Raw genomic sequence first — 17,152 nt, 5'->3', positions numbered from 1 at the left:
GCGTGAATGTATTGATTATCGGAAAAGGCGGCAGAGAGCATACATTGGCTTGGAAAGCGGCGCAAAGCCCGCTTGTTGACACGGTGTACGCCGCGCCCGGAAATGACGGTATGGCAGACTGCGCGACACTGGTCAACATTGAAGAAAGCGATCATGCCGCACTCATTGCGTTTGCGAAAGAACATCATGTCGGCCTGACGATTATCGGCCCTGAAGTTCCTCTGATTGAAGGGATAGCCGACCAGTTTGAAAAAGCCGGACTGCTTGTTTTCGGACCGTCTGAAAAAGCGGCTATTATTGAAGGAAGCAAACAGTTTGCCAAGGATTTAATGAAAAAACACGGCATTCCGACGGCGGAGTACGAGACGTTTACTTCATTTGAAGAGGCGAAAGCATATGTACAGCAAAAAGGCGCGCCGATTGTCATTAAAGCGGACGGACTTGCCGCCGGAAAAGGTGTCACGGTCGCGATGACGGAAGAAGAAGCGATTGAATGCCTGCACGATTTTCTTGAGGATGAGAAATTCGGGGAGGCGAGCGCATCTGTTGTCATTGAAGAGTTTCTCGCCGGCGAAGAATTTTCTTTAATGGCGTTTGTAAAAGGGGAGACCGTCTATCCGATGGTCATCGCTCAAGACCATAAACGCGCCTTCGATGGAGACAAAGGGCCGAATACGGGCGGAATGGGCGCCTACTCACCGGTGCCGCACATTTCCGATAATATCGTCAGAAGCGCAGTCGAAACGATTGTGAAGCCGGCGGCAAAAGCAATGGTGAAAGAGGGGCGCTCCTTCACGGGCGTGCTGTACGCGGGGCTGATTCTGACGGAAGACGGATCAAAGGTCATTGAATTCAACGCGCGCTTCGGAGATCCGGAAACACAGGTCGTCGTGCCGAGAATGGAATCTGACCTCATTCAGGTGCTCTTAAATCTTCTGCATGAGAAAGATGTTGACCTAAGATGGAAGGATACGTCCGCGGTCAGCGTTGTCCTGGCTTCTGAAGGCTATCCGGAAGGCTATGCGAAAGGGACGCCGATCGGCAGTTTGACGTCCGCTGAAGACGGGATCGCCGTTTTTCATGCCGGAACGAAAAAAGACGGCGGACAATTTGTTACGAACGGCGGCCGGGTCGCCAATGTCACGGCATTTGCTGAGACATTTGAAGCGGCGAGGGATAAAGTGTACAGCGCCGTTTCAGGGCTGACAAAACCCGGACTGTTTTACAGAAGCGATATCGGCGCCCGTGCGCTGAAAGCATCGCAGCGATAAAGAGGAAACCCCCGCGTCTTAAAAGATGCGGGTTTTCTTCTGAATGACGACTAAGATTGTCATGCAGTCTTGAATTCTGTCCCGGCTTTTGTGATGCCGGGATCGCCGGCAGATTCTTCTCATACTCGCGGGACAGGAGAAAAAAATAACAAGCCGAAACGGCTTGTTATTTTTCTTGCTGATGGCTGTCATCATGATTCATTCCGGCTTGGAACATATATGTCACCGGACAGAAGCGGAGGATGCCGGACGCCGCTTTCATCGCGCCCATCATCATACAGAAGAGATGCATCTTGCACCAAGGTTTTCTCGTGTATTTCGCTGAAGCGGCAGACAAAATGGTGAGGCCGCAAGTGATACGCATAACGGCGTTTAATAAACTGATATTCGGTTTCATCATTTCAGCTCCCTTAGAAAAAGTTTTTCATTCATCTTCAATAATTTGTAACGTTTTAGCCGTGCGATAATTGTGCGGATGTGATACGATGGGTCTAATATAAGCGAAGGAGAGTATGTGAATGTCCGAACGTACCTTTAACTGGAAAAATAAAGACATCAGATCACAGGCGGATGTTGTAGACTCAAAGCTGCTTCCAACGCTACTTTTACGGGATGCTCTCGTATTAAATCCTTTTTTAAAACAATGGCTGAAAAAGAACGTCTGGATTTACGGAGACCGAATTGTATATGTTGGTCATGAGCTTCCTGATGCAGCAGAGCACATTCATACCATAAATTGTGAAGGAAAATACATTGTGCCAGGTTACATTGAACCGCATACACATCCTTTTCAAATATATAATCCCCAAACGCTCGCCGAATATGTGTCTCAATTCGGAACAACGACGTTTGTTAATGATAACTTGTTTTTTCTTTTGCACAGCGGTAAAAAGAAAGCGCTTACTATATTGGAAGAACTGAAAAAACAGCCGGTGCAATATTTCTGGTGGTCCAGATATGATCTGCAGACTGAAGTGCTGAATGAGGATCAGCTCCTTTCTTTTGATGTCCGCAAGCAATGGATTGAGCACCCGGATGTCATTCAAGGCGGAGAATTGACCGGATGGCCGCGCCTCATGGACGGCGATGACTTGATGCTTCATTGCATGCAGGCGACAAAGAAACTGCGCAAGCGGATAGAAGGGCATTTTCCCGGAGCCTCTGAAAAAACACTGACGAAGATGAAACTGTTCGGGGCTGATTCTGACCACGAGGCGATGAATGGCGATGAGGTGATGAGACGGCTTGAATTGGGTTACTATGTTTCGCTCAGACATTCATCCATCCGCCCTGATCTGAGAACGATTTTGCAGGATCTCCATCAAAAAGGCTTCCGGCATTATGATCATTTCTTTTACACGACGGATGGAGCGACGCCGCATTTTTATAAAGGCGGCATGACGAATGAATTAATCAAAATCGCTTTGGAGGAAGGAGTTCCGGCGATTGACGCCTACAATATGGCCTCCTTTAATATCGCGAAGTATTATCAGATGGACGACTTTCTCGGTGTGATCGGTCCGGGCCGGCTTGCTTCATTGAACATTCTCGATGACCCGATGAATCCTGACCCGGTCACGGTGATCTCCAAAGGTATCCTGGTGAGGGAAGACGGCCGAAATATGAATGCGTTTACAGAAACGGATTGGAAAAAGGGCGGTCTTGTCCCTCTTGAGCTTTCATATGATATGACGATGGATGATTTACAGTTTTCAATGCCGATGGGTGTGTCCATGCGCAACGCGGTCATTATGGAGCCGTATATGATTGCGATTGATAATTCTGTTGACCAGCTTTCTTTTGATCATGATGAATGCTATCTCACGCTTCTCGATAAGCATGGAAAATGGCGGGTTAATACAATGCTGAAAGGTTTTGCCGATCGGGTGCAGGGCTTTGTCAGTTCCTACACGACAACAGGAGATATTATCGCTGCCGGAAAAAATAAGGAAGATATCCTGCTCGCTTTCTCACGGATGAAAGAAATCGGCGGCGGAATCGTGCTTGCCGAAAACGGGAAGATTCTGCATGAGATTCCCCTCGCCTTAAACGGTTCTGCATCTGCGGAGAATTATGAAGAAGTGCTTGAGAGAGAGCAAAAACTGAGGACGTTGCTGGAGGAGCGGGGCTACCGATTCTGCGATCCGATCTATACGCTGCTCTTTTTGCAGAGCACACACCTGCCTTATATCCGCATTACGCCGAGAGGAATATTCGACGTGATGAAAAAAACTGTACTCTTTCCGTCGATAATGCGTTAAAATATAAAAGCAGGGAGCCGACATATGAAAAGATGGAAAACCGTTTGTATGCTTTGTTTTGCGTTTTTGCTGCTTGCCGCCTGCCGGCAGAACAATGCCGATCAGGTGCAGCCGAAAGAAGCGGAAGCTCCTTTAACGGGGCTGAAAACTGAGCAGAAGCTTGCAGAACGCCGTCCGATTGCAGTCGCAGTGAACAATCATCCGAAGGCGAGGCCCCAATCCGGGCTGTCAAAGGCGGATGTTGTCATCGAAGCGCTCGCGGAGGGCCGGATTACGCGGTTTCTCGCGATTTTTCAAAGTGAGATGCCGGAAACGGTCGGGCCTGTGCGGAGCGCGAGGGAATATTTTGTCACGCTCAGCAGCGGGTTTAACAGCATATTTGTCCATCATGGCTGGAGTCCCGGCGCTAAAAAGCAGCTGGAGTCCGGAACTTACGATTATATAAACGGTTTGGATTTTGACGGAAGCCTGTTTTGGAGAGCCGATTTCAGCAAGCCGCCCCACAATTCCTACACGTCGTATGACAATATCAGGAAGGCGGCGGAACAAAAAGGATACAAGCTGAACGGAAAAACAGAACCGCTCCCATTTCAGACATCAGATGCAAAACCCGGAAACGAAACCTACAACATTCGGATAGATTATGGAACACAAAACGTTACAAATCTTGTCGAATACGATTATGATAAAAAAGCTGATGCTTATACAAGAAGCTCTGATGGTGTGAAAGCGACAGACCGGGAGACCGGAAAGCCTTTAGCCATGCACAACATTTTTATTGTTGAAGCCGGCCATCGCATGACAGACAAAGATGGAAGGCGGGCCATCGATATTCAGTCAGGGGGGAAGGGCCTCCTGCTTCAGCACGGCGATGTTATGGAGTCAGACTGGGAATATAAAGACGGCCGTATTCTGCCCGTAAAAGGCGGTGAGATTCTTCCGTTTGTGCCAGGAAAGACATGGATTAATATCGTGCCTGATCTCGATGCAGCTTCCATTAGTAAAGGAGAAGGTGTTTGACGATGCAAATCGATAAATTACGCGGAAAAGAACTGGACCAGTTATTTTTATCTATTTTATCGCTAAAAGATCTGGAGGAATGCTATCGTTTCTTTGATGATCTTTGTACGATTAATGAAATCCAATCGCTGGCGCAGCGTTTGGAAGTGGCGAGAATGCTCCGCGAAGGAAATACGTATCACAAAATAGAAAGCGAAACGGGTGCTTCCACAGCGACGATTTCCCGGGTGAAGCGCTGCTTAAATTACGGTAACGACGCCTATGAAATGGCGCTTGACCGCGTAAACAAAGGAGAATCCTCCTCAGCTACGTAAAAAACCGCTCTGCCGATGACGGCAGGCGGTTTTTTTATGCGTGCTGATTCAAAAGGCCGGAAAGTTCCCTCAAGCTTCCGTCTTCCTCCCGGTATACGATGTGTTCAGCTGAGAAATGAATCGGCGAGCTGATACCCGCCGCCGCGGCAAGGTGAAACAGCCCTTCACGCAACGAGAGCACGTAGTTGCAGACGCGGTGCTGTTTATCCTCGATACTGAGCGCACGCTGAAGTTTTGGATCGGTTGTCGCCACTCCGACAGGACAATGATTGGTGTGGCATACTTGAGCGCGGATACAGCCGACTGAAAACATCATTCCCCGGGCAATATTGACAAAATCCGCGCCTAACGCGAGGGCAACGGCAATCTTATCCGGAGTGAGCAGCTTTCCGGATGCGAAAATTTTCAGCTTATCTCTTATACCGTATGTCTTCAAAAGGCCGTCAACAAGGGGGAGGCCGGTCAGAATCGGCAGGCCGACGGAATCCGCCAGTTCATGGAAAGAAGCTCCCGTTCCCCCTTCACTGCCGTCAATCGTAATAAAGTCGGGAAGTTTGCCTGATGAACTCATACAGGAAATAAGGTCTTCAAGGTCTTTGCGGCTGCCCGGGACAATTTTGATGCCGACCGGTTTTTCACCGACAGTTCTTAATTTCTCAATGAAATCAAGCATGTCCGGAACATTTGAGAATTCGTTGAAGCGGTTTGGGCTGTCAATGGATTGTCCGGGCTGCACATTTCTGATGGCGGCAATTTCTTCGGTCACCTTTGAACCGTCAATATGACCGCCTCTTGCTTTCGCCCCTTGCGCAAGCTTTAATTCAAAGGCTTTAATCTGCTCGAGGCGGCTTTTTTTCTTGAATTCTTCCCATGAAAATTCTCCATCTTCAGTGCGCACGCCGAACAGCCCGGGGCCGATTTGGCAGATAATATCCGCGCCGCCTTTCAAGTGATACTCAGACAGGCCGCCTTCGCCTGTATTCATCCATGTGCCGCCGGCCTGGTGCAGCCCTTTTGACAGGGCGGTGATTGCCCGGTCGCCAAGTGAGCCGTAGCTCATCGCTGATTGTCCGATTAACCCTTTTACATAAAACGGTTTCTTGCATGTGTCGCGGCCGATCACTTGCACATCGTCCGGATGCAGGTAATAAGGGTCCGCTTTTGCTTTTTCGCGGTGTTCGCTGCGTTTCAGCAGGTTGTCTTTGTCAATCTTGTATACCATCGTGTCGATCTTCGGCGTCTGATCTGCGCGCAGCTCCTCCCTTTGTTTCGGGAAGAGGGCGTTACGGATATAATAGCCCGGCTGATCGAAATCCCGTTCTGAGCCGAAGCCCATCATTCTGCTTTTATACTTTCCCGACATGACCGTCTGTTCATATTCTCTCCGGGAAAACGGCTGTTCTTCGTTATCATTGCTGAATAAATACTGCCGCAGCTCAGGTCCGATTTTTTCAAATATATAGCGCAGTTTTCCCGCTGCGGGATAATTGCGCAGCACTGAATGTTCTTCCTGCTTTTCGTCTCTTATGTATATCCAGAGAAACAATGCGGCGGGAACTAAAATAATAAAAATCAATATACAAATCAGTACGATAATGGCTTGTTCCATTGAGACCAGACTCCTTGCCTTTTTTCTCTTTGACATTCCACATATTGTCTGTTTTCAAACATAGACGTTTCCCGTCGGGCGGAGCGCAATCTTTTTTTGTGAATCAGGTGAATGACGTCTTTTTCCGTTTTTCCGGGCCAAACGAATTTGTTATAATGTTTAAATGGCAAGAAACGAATGGAGGAACGAAAACGCATGTACGATGTTAACGAGTGGAAGCATGTTTTTAAACTCGATCCGAATAAAGATTTACCGGATGAACAGCTGGAACGGCTTTGTGAATCAGGGACTGACGCCATTGTGATCGGAGGAAGCGACAATATCACCGAGGACAATGTGCTGAGACTGATGTCAAAGGTGCGGCGGTTTTTAGTGCCGTGCGTACTTGAGGTGTCGACGATTGATTCCATTGTGCCCGGGTTTGATCTTTATTTCATTCCGAGTGTGCTCAACAGCAAAAAGGCGGACTGGATTGTCGGCATGCATCATCAGGCGATGAAAGAATACGGAGAGCTCATGTCAATGGAGGAAATCGTGACGGAGGGCTACTGCATCGTCAACCCTGATTGTAAGGCGGCCGCTTTGACGGAGGCGGATACACATATAGAAACAGAAGATATTCTCGCCTATGCGCGGGTCGCGGAACATTTGCTTCATCTCCCGATTTTTTATCTGGAATACAGCGGGATGCTGGCGGACATAGAAACGGTGGAGAAAACGAAGGCTGTGCTGGACAAGTCCGTCCTGTTTTACGGAGGCGGGATTAAAGACGCGGAAACGGCGGAACGGTTCGGCCGTCATGCCGATGTCATCGTTGTCGGAAATGCCGTATATGAAGATTTTGATCAGGCGCTCAAAACGGTGGCGGCTGTAAAGACAAAGTAGCCAAGCGGACGAAATTGATTTATGATAGAACATATGTTTGATAGGCGGTGAACGGATATGAATTACATTAGCAATCAATTATTAAGCGGATTAAATCCCGTTCAGCAGGAAGCGGTCAAGACGACGGACGGTCCGCTGCTTCTGATGGCGGGCGCGGGAAGCGGAAAAACACGTGTGCTGACGCACAGAATCGCATACTTAATGGCGGAAAAACACGTGGCGCCATGGAACATTCTGGCGATTACCTTTACAAATAAAGCAGCCAGAGAAATGAAGGAGCGGGTGGAGAGCATTCTCGGACCCGGCGCGGATGAAATCTGGATATCCACCTTCCACAGCATGTGCGTGCGGATTCTGCGCAGGGATATTGACAGAATCGGCATCAACCGAAATTTCTCCATTCTTGATACGGCTGATCAGCTTTCCGTTATTAAAGGGATTTTGAAAGAGCGGAATATCGATCCGAAAAAGTTTGATCCGAGAAGTATTTTAGGCTCCATCAGCAGCGCAAAAAACGAGCTGATCGAACCTGAGGAATTCGCAAAAACGGCCGGCGGCTACTACGATCAGGTCACGAGTGACGTGTATACCGATTATCAGAAAAAACTGCTGAAAAACCAATCGCTCGATTTTGATGATTTAATCATGACGACGATTAAGCTTTTCGATCGTGTGCCGGAAGTGCTTGAGTTTTATCAGCGCAAATTCCAGTACATTCACGTAGACGAGTATCAGGATACGAACAGGGCGCAATACCTGCTTGTAAAGCAGCTTGCGGCCCGCCTTGAAAATATCTGCGTCGTCGGTGACTCCGACCAGTCCATTTACAGATGGCGCGGGGCGGATATCGCGAATATCCTTTCCTTTGAAAAAGATTATCCGAGCGCAAACGTGATTCTGCTCGAGCAAAACTACCGCTCAACAAAGCGGATTCTGCAAGCGGCTAACGAAGTGATCAAAAACAACTCAAACCGCAAGCCGAAAAACCTGTGGACGGAAAATGACGAAGGCATCAAGCTTTCTTATTACAGCGGCGACAATGAATTCGGCGAAGGCCAATTCGTCGCGGGCAAAATTTATGAGCTGCACAGCTCGGGCCGGCGGAAGCTTTCCGATATCGCGATTTTATACCGGACAAACGCCCAGTCGCGCGTCATTGAGGAAACCCTTTTAAAATCCGGTCTGAACTACAATATCGTCGGCGGAACCAAGTTCTACGACAGGAAAGAAATTAAAGACATTCTTGCATACCTGCGCCTTGTGTCAAACCCGGACGACGACATCAGTTTTACGCGGATCGTCAATGTGCCGAAGCGTGGCGTCGGCGCCACTTCGCTAGAAAAAATCGCGTCATATGCGGCGATGAACGGAATGTCAATGTTCCAGGCGATCAAACAGGTTGATTTCATCGGAGTCAGCGCAAAAGCGGCAAACGCGCTTGACGGCTTTGGCGCGATGATTGAAAATCTGACGAACATGCAGGATTATCTGTCCATTACGGAACTCACGGAAGAAATTCTCGAGAAAACGGAATACAGAGAAATGCTGAAGGCTGAAAAATCAATCGAAGCCCAAAGCCGCCTTGAAAATATCGACGAGTTTCTTTCCGTGACGAAAAACTTCGAACAAAAAAGCGAAGACAAGTCTCTCGTCGCGTTTCTGACTGATCTGGCGCTGATCGCGGATATTGACCAGCTCGACCAGAAGGAAGAAGAATCAGGCGGAAAGGATGCCGTCACTTTAATGACACTGCACGCCGCTAAGGGGCTTGAATTTCCTGTCGTGTTCTTAATGGGCATGGAAGAAGGCGTGTTCCCGCACAGCCGCTCCCTGATGGAAGAAGCCGAGATGGAAGAAGAACGCAGGCTCGCATATGTAGGCATTACGAGGGCGGAAGAAGAACTGTATTTAACGAATGCCAAAATGCGAACCTTATTCGGCCGCACCAATATGAATCCGGAATCCCGCTTTATCAGGGAAATACCTGGCGATTTATTGGAGAACCTAAATGAGAAGAAAACACCTCGCATGCAGCCGGGACGAAAAGTGCAGCCGAAACGCGGGCCCGTATCCCGTCCCGTTTCCTACGCGAACAAAACAGGCGGCGACTCGCTCAGCTGGGCGGTCGGCGATAAAGCGGGCCATAAAAAATGGGGCACCGGAACGGTTGTCAGCGTAAAAGGAGAAGGCGAGAGCACCGAGCTTGATATCGCATTCCCGAGCCCAGTCGGCGTGAAGCGTCTGCTTGCCGCTTTTGCGCCGATTGAAAAGCAGTAACCTGAAGAGGAAAGGAAGAACATGATGGACAAAGAAACAGCGAAACACCGGGCAGAAGAATTGCGCCGCACCATCGATCAGTACAGTTATGAATATTACACCTTAGATGAACCGAGCGTGCCGGATTCCGAGTACGACAGACTGATGCAGGAGCTGATTGCCATAGAGGAAGAGCACCCGGAGCTCAGAACGCCTGATTCGCCCACACAGCGGGTCGGGGGAGCGGTGCTTGAATCTTTTCAAAAGGTGCAGCACGGCACGCCGATGCTCAGTCTCGGCAACGCATTTAACGATGATGATCTCCGCGATTTTGACCGCCGCGTCCGTCAGGCTGTCGGTGACGGCGTCGCTTACAATGTGGAGCTGAAAATAGATGGTCTTGCTGTTTCTCTCCGTTATGAAGACGGCTATTTCGTCAGAGGCGCGACAAGAGGAGACGGAACGACGGGCGAAGATATCACGGAAAACTTAAAAACGATCCGCAACATTCCGCTGAAAATGAAACGTAATCTTTCCATAGAAGTGCGCGGAGAGGCGTACATGCCGAAACAGTCATTTGAAGCGCTCAATGAGGAAAGGCTGAAACATGAAGAGGAGCCGTTCGCCAATCCCCGGAACGCGGCTGCGGGCTCACTCAGACAGCTCGATCCGAAAATTGCAGCGAAACGAAATCTTGACATCTTCGTCTACAGTATAGCGGAGCTTGACGAGATGGGTGTGGAAACACAGAGTCAGGGCCTGGATTTTCTGGATGAGCTCGGTTTTAAAACAAACCAGGAACGGAAAAAATGCGACACGATAGATGAAGTCATTGAAATGATCGAAGAGCTGCAGGCGAAGCGGGCCGATCTCCCTTATGAAATTGACGGAATCGTCATCAAAGTCGATTCGCTCGACCAGCAGGAAGAACTCGGGTATACGGCAAAAAGCCCGCGCTGGGCGATTGCTTACAAATTCCCGGCGGAAGAGGTCGTGACAAAACTGCTCGATATCGAACTGAATGTCGGAAGAACGGGCGTTATTACGCCGACCGCCGTTCTGGAACCGGTAAAAGTCGCGGGAACGACGGTCTCAAGAGCATCCCTTCATAACGAAGATTTAATTAAAGAGAAGGATATCCGCATTCTCGATAAAGTGGTCGTCAAAAAAGCGGGCGACATCATCCCTGAGGTCGTCAATGTCTTAATTGAACAGCGGACCGGGGAGGAAAAAGAATTCAATATGCCGACCAGCTGCCCTGAGTGCGAAAGCGAACTTGTCCGCATTGAAGGGGAAGTCGCGCTGCGCTGCATCAATCCGGAATGTCCGGCGCAGATCAGAGAAGGCCTGATTCACTTTGTCTCACGCAACGCGATGAATATTGACGGACTCGGAGAACGTGTCATCACACAGCTTTTCCGTGAACATCTCGTCCGTAATGTCGCTGATTTGTATAAGCTGACGAAAGAACAGGTCATCCGGCTTGAGCGGATGGGGGAAAAATCAACTGACAATCTGATCAGCTCCATCCAAAAGTCGAAAGAGAATTCGCTGGAACGCCTGCTGTTCGGTCTCGGCATCCGTTTTATCGGCTCAAAAGCGGCCAAAACACTGGCCATGCATTTTGAAAGCCTGGAAAATCTGAAACAAGCCACGGAAGAAGAGCTGCTTGCGGTAGATGAAATCGGCGAAAAGATGGCCGATGCTGTTATCACCTATTTCCGCAAAGAGGAAATGCTTGAGCTTTTGAATGAACTTGAGGAACTCGGTGTGAACACACTCTACAAAGGCCCGAAAAAAGTAAAAGCGGAGGACAGCGACTCTTATTTTGCCGGCAAAACCATCGTGTTAACCGGAAAGCTTGAAGAGCTGTCCAGAAATGAAGCCAAGGCGCAGATTGAAGCGCTCGGCGGAAAGCTGACGGGATCTGTCAGCAAAAAAACAGACTTGCTGATTGCCGGAGAAGCGGCCGGAAGCAAGCTGACAAAAGCGCAGGAATTAAACATTGAAGTATGGAATGAAGCACAGCTATTGGGAGAGCTAAAGAAATAAGAGGAGTGTTTTCTATTGAAAAAGATGTTGGCATTGGCGGCGACGGCAACGGCGGCAGTACTCATGCTGTCGGCCTGTTCGCCGAGTTTCGGGGGAAAAAAAGAGGAAGAGATCACGCAGAAAACGGCAAAGTCTTCTGAAAAAGCGATCATACCGAAATATAATATCTCTGATTCCTACTATAAAATGGTGCTCCCGTTTAAGGCCGGAAAAGCGCGCGGCCTGACCGCGGACCGGCTGAACACGAGGCTGGACATCGATGAATTCGAGACGGGGCTGATGCGGCTCGCTCAAGACACGTTCCCGACGGATGACTATTTGTATCAGGAAGGCCAGTATTTAGATGAGGACACGGTACTCAGCTGGCTTGACCGCAAAAAAGAGGGCAGTGATCTGAAAAAGGCGAAAAAGGCAGACGCCAATTTCCAGAATCTCGGCTTAAACCCGGTGCTGCCAAGCTCGGGATCAGCAAAAGAGAAAAACGAAAACAGCCCGATTTACTTAGCGTCCATGCTTGAGCAGGATTACTTAGTAAGAAAAGATAAAAATTCCATCCAGCTTGGCGGTGTCATGATCGGTCTCGCTCTCAACTCTGTATACTATTACCGCGAAAACACAGGTGATCCGCAGCAGGAAGTGGAGCTCAGCGACAAAACGATCCGCAGCCACGGTGAAGAAATCGCACAGGAAGTCGTTAACCGCCTTCGGAAAATGGATAACCTGAAAAATGTGCCGATTACCGTCGCCCTTTATAAACAAGCGCCGAAAACATCAATCGTACCGGGGAATTACATTGCGAAAACAGAAGTCAAGGCCGGCTCATCCACCATTTCAAACTGGGATGATGTCAAAGAAAAGTACGTCTTCTATCCGGCGGATACAGACACGGCAAAGAAATACCCTGATGATTCCGAAGTATTTAAACGCTTCAAAAACGCCATCGACAGCTACTTCCCGAATTACACCGGAGTCGTCGGAACGGCAATGTACGAAAACGATGAAATGAGAAAAATGAAGATTGAAATCCCGATGCAATTTTACGGGAAAAGCGAAGTCATCGCCTTTACCCAATACTTAACAGGTGAGCTGATGGATTATTATTCAAAAGGCTCAGTTGATGTCGAAATTAACATTACCTCGTCTGACGGGCAGGAAGCGCTGATCGTCCGCAATGCGGGTGACAAAGAACCGACCGTCCATATTTACGATTAACCAAGATGCCCTTGTTCATTTCTGTATGAGCAAGGGTTTTTTATTGTGAATATCGTTGGAGAGAGGAATGAGGTATGTTAAGATATTTGTATAATTAGGAATTAACAGGAAAACACATTTCATTTCTAAGCGGATGTTACGAATCTGCTGTGAAAAAAGAAGGGCAGGAATGTTGATGAATGACATTTGCTGAGTACACACACCGCCTACAAACGTTATGAAAAGGGTGAATCAGCATGCATAAAGATATTAAAGCGATTTTTGAGGAAGATAAGGTGCTCGCTGAAGCAGGTGAAATATACGGATTTACCAAGTTTCAATTTATCGCGGACGCAGAGAACTACGTATATGAAATTGTGAAAGATAACGAACCGTATATCTTAAAAATTACGCATACGATCAGAAGAACGCCGGAATATATTCTCGGAGAAATGGAATGGCTTCATCATCTGGCAAAGGGAGGGCTTTCAGTAGCAAAGCCGATTCCTTCATTAAATGGCAGAGATGTCGAAGAAGTGCCGGACGGAAAAGGCGGAGCGTTTTTATTAAGAGTCTATGAAAAAGCGCCCGGACGCAAAGTGGAGGAATCAGACTGGAACGGAACTCTGTTTTACCAGCTTGGAAAGTACACGGGGAACATGCACCGGCTGACGAAAAGCTACCGTCTGAGCGATCCGGCATATAAAAGGCAGGAATGGGATGAAGAGGAGCAGCTGAAGCTGAGAAAATACGTGCCCGCAGATCAGCATCTCGTATTTGAGCGGGCGGATGCTCTAATGGAAAAACTGCGCCGTTTGCCGAAGAATCCTGAAAACTACGGCCTTGTGCACGCCGATCTGCACCATGGCAATTTCAATTGGGACAACGGAAAAATCACTGCATTTGATTTTGATGATATCGGCTACAATTGGTTTGTGAATGATATCAGTATTCTGCTGTACAACATGTTGTGGTATCCGGTCATCCCGTATGAAGACAAGGCCGCGTTTACGGGTGAATTCATGACTCACTTTATGAAAGGCTACAGGGAAGAAAATGACCTTGATTCCGCATGGTTTGAACATATCCCGGATTTCCTCCGGCTGCGCCATATGCTGATCTACGGATTATTGCATCAGGCGTTTGACCTCAATTCACTCGGGGACGAGGAACTCGGGATGCTGAAAGCCTTCAGGCGCGATATCGAAAATGAAACACCGATTACGGAGTATCAATTTTCTGCATTCGTATAAATAGAAAAACGCCGGCTGAATCCAGCCCGGCGTTTTTTATAACGTATCACATTTCACTCCGACGACGCCCTGAATTTCTTTAATATCATAATAGACGTCAGTGGTGTAGCGGTTTTTATGAACACTGACTTTCACTTCCATAATCGGAAATTCTTTTTCACCCAGATCATCAATCCGGACGGAGTGAATGCGGAGCTGTTTGCTTTTCATTTCCTTTAAAATCTCAGTCATTTTGTCTTTATCGGAAAGAGACATTCTCACGCGGATATCCTTTTCCTTCAAGCGGTTGGGACCGATTTTTCTGATCAGCCACGGAAGAAATTCGACACTGATCAGGATAAACAAGAGGCTTGCGAACGCCTCTTTATAAAAGCCGGCGCCTGTAGCCAGACCCAGCCCGGCCGCGCCCCAGATGATAGCCGATGTCGTCAGGCCGGATATGACGTCATTGCTTTTACGCAGGATCACGCCCGCGCCGATAAAACCGACGCCGGAAATGATTTGGGCGGGAAGGCGGAGCGGATCCATCATGATACGGTAATATTTTGGGAAATGATATGCCGCATTAATGCTGACGATCGTCAGCATACAGGAGCTGACGGCGATGACGATACAGGTTTTCAGTCCGAGCGGTTTGTTTTTCAGTTCGCGTTCAAGACCGATGATCATGCCGATCAGCGTGGCAATGCCCAGCTTTAATAAAATGTCTGGTTCGATAGGCCAGCTCAATTTGCACAGCACCTCCGCAATTTTTCTTATAATAAATTGATATGATTTTCTCACAGTATTTATAGCAGGACAAGTGCGGAAGAAAAAAGCCGTCAGGGATAAAATCTGACGGCTTTTTGTCTATTTCTTGTTTTTCAAAAGAGCTTCCATCCGGCTGAACAGCTGATAAGAAGCATCGGCCGGTTTTTTGGTCAGCAGGCTGACGGCAATACCGGCAATCAGACTGAGGAAGAATCCCGGAATGATTTCGTATACGCCGGTTGAAGCGGCAAGCCCTGTGGTGATCCAGATTAAAACGGCCGCTGCCCCGGTAATCATCGCCGCAAGCGCTCCCCATTCATTCATCCGTTTCCAGTACAGACTGAGCAAGAGCGCCGGGCCGATAGCCGAACCGAAGCCAGCCCACGCATATCCGACCAGATCAAGAATGGTGCTGTTCGGATTCATGGAAAGCAGGATGGCGATAACGGCCACGATCAATACCGACAGGCGTCCGGTCATGACCAATTCTTTATCGCTCGCTTCCCGTCTGAAAAAGGCGCGGTATAAATCTTCCGTAATGGCGCTTGCCGTTACGAGAAGCTGTGAGGAAATGGAACTCATGATCGCCGCTAAAATCGCGGACAGCAGGAAGCCCGTAATCAGCGGGTGGAACAAAATTTTAGAAAAAATAATGAAAATCGTTTCCGGATCTTTTACGGAGACCCCGAAGTGATGAGAATACGCAACCCCGATAATCCCGGTCAGCAATGAACCGACAACTGAAATAACCATCCAGCTCATCCCGATTCTGCGGGCGGGTTTTAAATCTTTCACTTCTTTAATCGCCATAAATCGTACGATGATATGAGGCTGGCCGTAATAGCCGAGTCCCCATGCCAAATAAGAAATAATGCTAATGACGCTCGCGCCTTTAAAGATATCCAATAGTTTCGGGTTAACGGCGTTGATCGAATCAATCATCGTTGAAACGCTCCCGAGCTGGGTAAAAGCAACGATCGGCACAAGCACTAATGCCGCAAACATGATCGCTCCCTGTACAAAGTCAGTCAGACTGACAGCGAGGAAACCGCCAAACAGCGTGTAAAGGACAACAACACCGGCCGTTAAAAACAAACCGAATTTGTAGTCGGCGCCGAATGCCGATTCAAATAACCTGCCTCCGGATACCATCCCGGACGATGTGTACAGTGTGAAAAAGATCATAATAATCACGGCGGAAACAATTTTCAGCAATGATGACGAGTGGCGGAATCGTTTATCGAAAAAATCGGGAATCGTAATCGCATCATCCGCAACTTCCGTGTAAGCGCGCAGCCTCGGAGCAAGCAGCAGATAATTTGAATACGCGCCGATCGTCAAACCGAGCGCCAGCCATAAGGTCGATAACCCCGTTGCGAACATTGCGCCGGGAACTCCCATCAGCATCCATGCGCTCATATCCGCCGCACCTGCGGACAGCGCCGTTACGAACGGGCCGAGCCCTCTTCCGCCCAGCATGTAATCATTAATATTCGTTGTCTTCCTGAATGCGTACCAGCCGATTAACAGCATGGCAGCAAAGTAAATGCCAAGAGATATAATTAATTCAATACTCACGTTTTTGGACCCTCTCTTCTTTCATGTAAATGTTGCATCACCTCTGTAGATTAGTAGTGCCGGAATATGCGCCGGCGATCCAGCCTTTAGTCATCATTCCATGCGAATCACATATTTAGTGCCGGCTATGGTTACTAAACCTAACAAAGTATCCCCGATCAATCAACTCTCGAAACCTGGCCCGCTCAAGGAAAAAATCCCCGCCAACATAGAACAGCTTAGAGATGAAAACGCTACCAATAAATTATAAAAGTAAAAATTTTCTGACATATAATTCGTTTCTCTTTCTCCCCGATTTAGGATAAAATAGAAAGGGTTTCATCATGCCTCAGAAGGCGGCGTTTTGTTGCTTTAGAGGGCTCGTTTTTGATATGATCAGTATTATATGACGAAACGGAGAATTATGCGGAGGTGGATCTTATGTCACGAATTTCTATAGAAGAAGTAAAGCATGTCGCTCATTTGGCGAGACTCGCCATTACGGATGAAGAAGCTGAAATGTTCACAGAACAGCTTGACAGCATCATCTCGTTTGCCGAGGAGCTTAATGAAGTGGACACGGATAACGTGGAACCGACAACACACGTGCTGAAAATGAAAAACGTAATGAGAGAAGATGAAGCGGGTAAAGGCCTTCCGGTCGAGGATGTCATGAAAAATGCTCCCGATCATAAAGACGGCTATGTCCGTGTGCCATCTATTCTGGATTAAA

Annotated in this window: 14 protein-coding genes; 10 read left to right on the top strand and 4 right to left on the bottom strand. The window is 48.2% G+C overall.

All coding sequences use genetic code 11. The annotated features are described in order from the left end of the window. The first annotated feature begins 2 nt into the window (after positions 1-2). Complete coding sequence (gene purD, locus G9F48_RS16140) at positions 3-1,271, top strand: phosphoribosylamine--glycine ligase (protein WP_165409788.1); 1,269 nt, start codon at positions 3-5, stop codon at positions 1,269-1,271. Between the two features lie 166 nt (positions 1,272-1,437). Here purD and G9F48_RS16135 read toward each other — a convergent pair whose 3' ends face one another. Then, complete coding sequence (locus G9F48_RS16135; protein WP_165409787.1) at positions 1,438-1,668, bottom strand: YgaP family membrane protein; 231 nt, start codon at positions 1,666-1,668, stop codon at positions 1,438-1,440. A 121-nt stretch (positions 1,669-1,789) separates the two neighbouring features. Here G9F48_RS16135 and G9F48_RS16130 point away from each other — a divergent pair, with 121 nt between their 5' ends. From G9F48_RS16130 to G9F48_RS16120, 3 genes are read left to right on the top strand one after another with little or no spacing between them, the layout of a single operon-like run. Further along, entirely contained in the window at positions 1,790-3,532 is a 1,743-nt protein-coding gene (locus G9F48_RS16130) for an adenine deaminase (protein WP_165409786.1), read from the top strand. 24 nt (positions 3,533-3,556) lie between these two features. Then, positions 3,557-4,552: a DUF3048 domain-containing protein gene (locus tag G9F48_RS16125; protein ID WP_014304551.1), complete on the top strand. Its 996-nt coding sequence runs from the start codon at positions 3,557-3,559 to the stop codon at positions 4,550-4,552. A gap of 2 nt (positions 4,553-4,554) precedes the next feature. Further along, entirely contained in the window at positions 4,555-4,866 is a 312-nt protein-coding gene (locus tag G9F48_RS16120; RefSeq protein ID WP_003155745.1) for a YerC/YecD family TrpR-related protein, read from the top strand. 34 nt (positions 4,867-4,900) lie between these two features. Here G9F48_RS16120 and G9F48_RS16115 read toward each other — a convergent pair whose 3' ends face one another. After that, on the bottom strand, positions 4,901-6,475 hold the full coding sequence (locus G9F48_RS16115; RefSeq protein ID WP_156736039.1) for an FMN-binding glutamate synthase family protein: 1,575 nt from the start codon (positions 6,473-6,475) through the stop codon (positions 4,901-4,903). Between the two features lie 195 nt (positions 6,476-6,670). Between G9F48_RS16115 and G9F48_RS16105 the strand changes: the two genes are divergently transcribed. The 5 genes from G9F48_RS16105 (at position 6,671) to G9F48_RS16085 (ending at position 14,112) form a co-directional block, all read left to right on the top strand. Next, positions 6,671-7,360 carry a heptaprenylglyceryl phosphate synthase gene (locus tag G9F48_RS16105; RefSeq protein WP_003155740.1) on the top strand — a complete coding sequence of 230 codons (690 nt, stop codon included), beginning with the start codon at positions 6,671-6,673 and terminating at the stop codon, positions 7,358-7,360. Positions 7,361-7,417: 57 nt separating this feature from the next. Then, positions 7,418-9,637 (top strand): DNA helicase PcrA, encoded by a 2,220-nt coding sequence (gene pcrA, locus G9F48_RS16100; RefSeq protein WP_071391407.1) that lies wholly within the window; start codon positions 7,418-7,420, stop codon positions 9,635-9,637. Positions 9,638-9,661: 24 nt separating this feature from the next. Continuing rightward, a complete protein-coding gene (ligA, locus tag G9F48_RS16095) occupies positions 9,662-11,668 on the top strand; it encodes an NAD-dependent DNA ligase LigA (protein WP_003155738.1) in 2,007 nt (668 codons plus the stop codon). A 15-nt stretch (positions 11,669-11,683) separates the two neighbouring features. Further along, positions 11,684-12,880 carry a CamS family sex pheromone protein gene (locus G9F48_RS16090; protein ID WP_003155737.1) on the top strand — a complete coding sequence of 399 codons (1,197 nt, stop codon included), beginning with the start codon at positions 11,684-11,686 and terminating at the stop codon, positions 12,878-12,880. Positions 12,881-13,116: 236 nt separating this feature from the next. After that, complete coding sequence (locus G9F48_RS16085) at positions 13,117-14,112, top strand: phosphotransferase enzyme family protein (RefSeq protein ID WP_063174591.1); 996 nt, start codon at positions 13,117-13,119, stop codon at positions 14,110-14,112. Between the two features lie 36 nt (positions 14,113-14,148). Here the strand turns inward: G9F48_RS16085 and G9F48_RS16080 are convergent, their stop codons facing one another. Together G9F48_RS16080 and putP are read right to left on the bottom strand one after the other, a co-directional pair. Continuing rightward, positions 14,149-14,841, bottom strand: coding sequence for an MgtC/SapB family protein (locus G9F48_RS16080; protein WP_003155735.1), 693 nt, complete (start codon positions 14,839-14,841; stop codon positions 14,149-14,151). Positions 14,842-14,961: 120 nt separating this feature from the next. After that, positions 14,962-16,440, bottom strand: a complete 1,479-nt coding sequence (gene putP, locus G9F48_RS16075; RefSeq protein WP_165409785.1) for a sodium/proline symporter PutP — start codon at positions 16,438-16,440, stop codon at positions 14,962-14,964. Positions 16,441-16,860: 420 nt separating this feature from the next. Between putP and gatC the strand changes: the two genes are divergently transcribed. Then, on the top strand, positions 16,861-17,151 hold the full coding sequence (gene gatC, locus G9F48_RS16070; protein ID WP_003155732.1) for an Asp-tRNA(Asn)/Glu-tRNA(Gln) amidotransferase subunit GatC: 291 nt from the start codon (positions 16,861-16,863) through the stop codon (positions 17,149-17,151). Position 17,152: the final 1 nt, after the last annotated feature.

Source organism: Bacillus sp. EKM420B, assembly GCF_011065565.1.
Taxonomy (GTDB): Bacteria; Bacillota; Bacilli; order Bacillales; family Bacillaceae; genus Bacillus; species Bacillus velezensis.
This window is presented reverse-complemented; position numbering and strand designations above follow the sequence as displayed.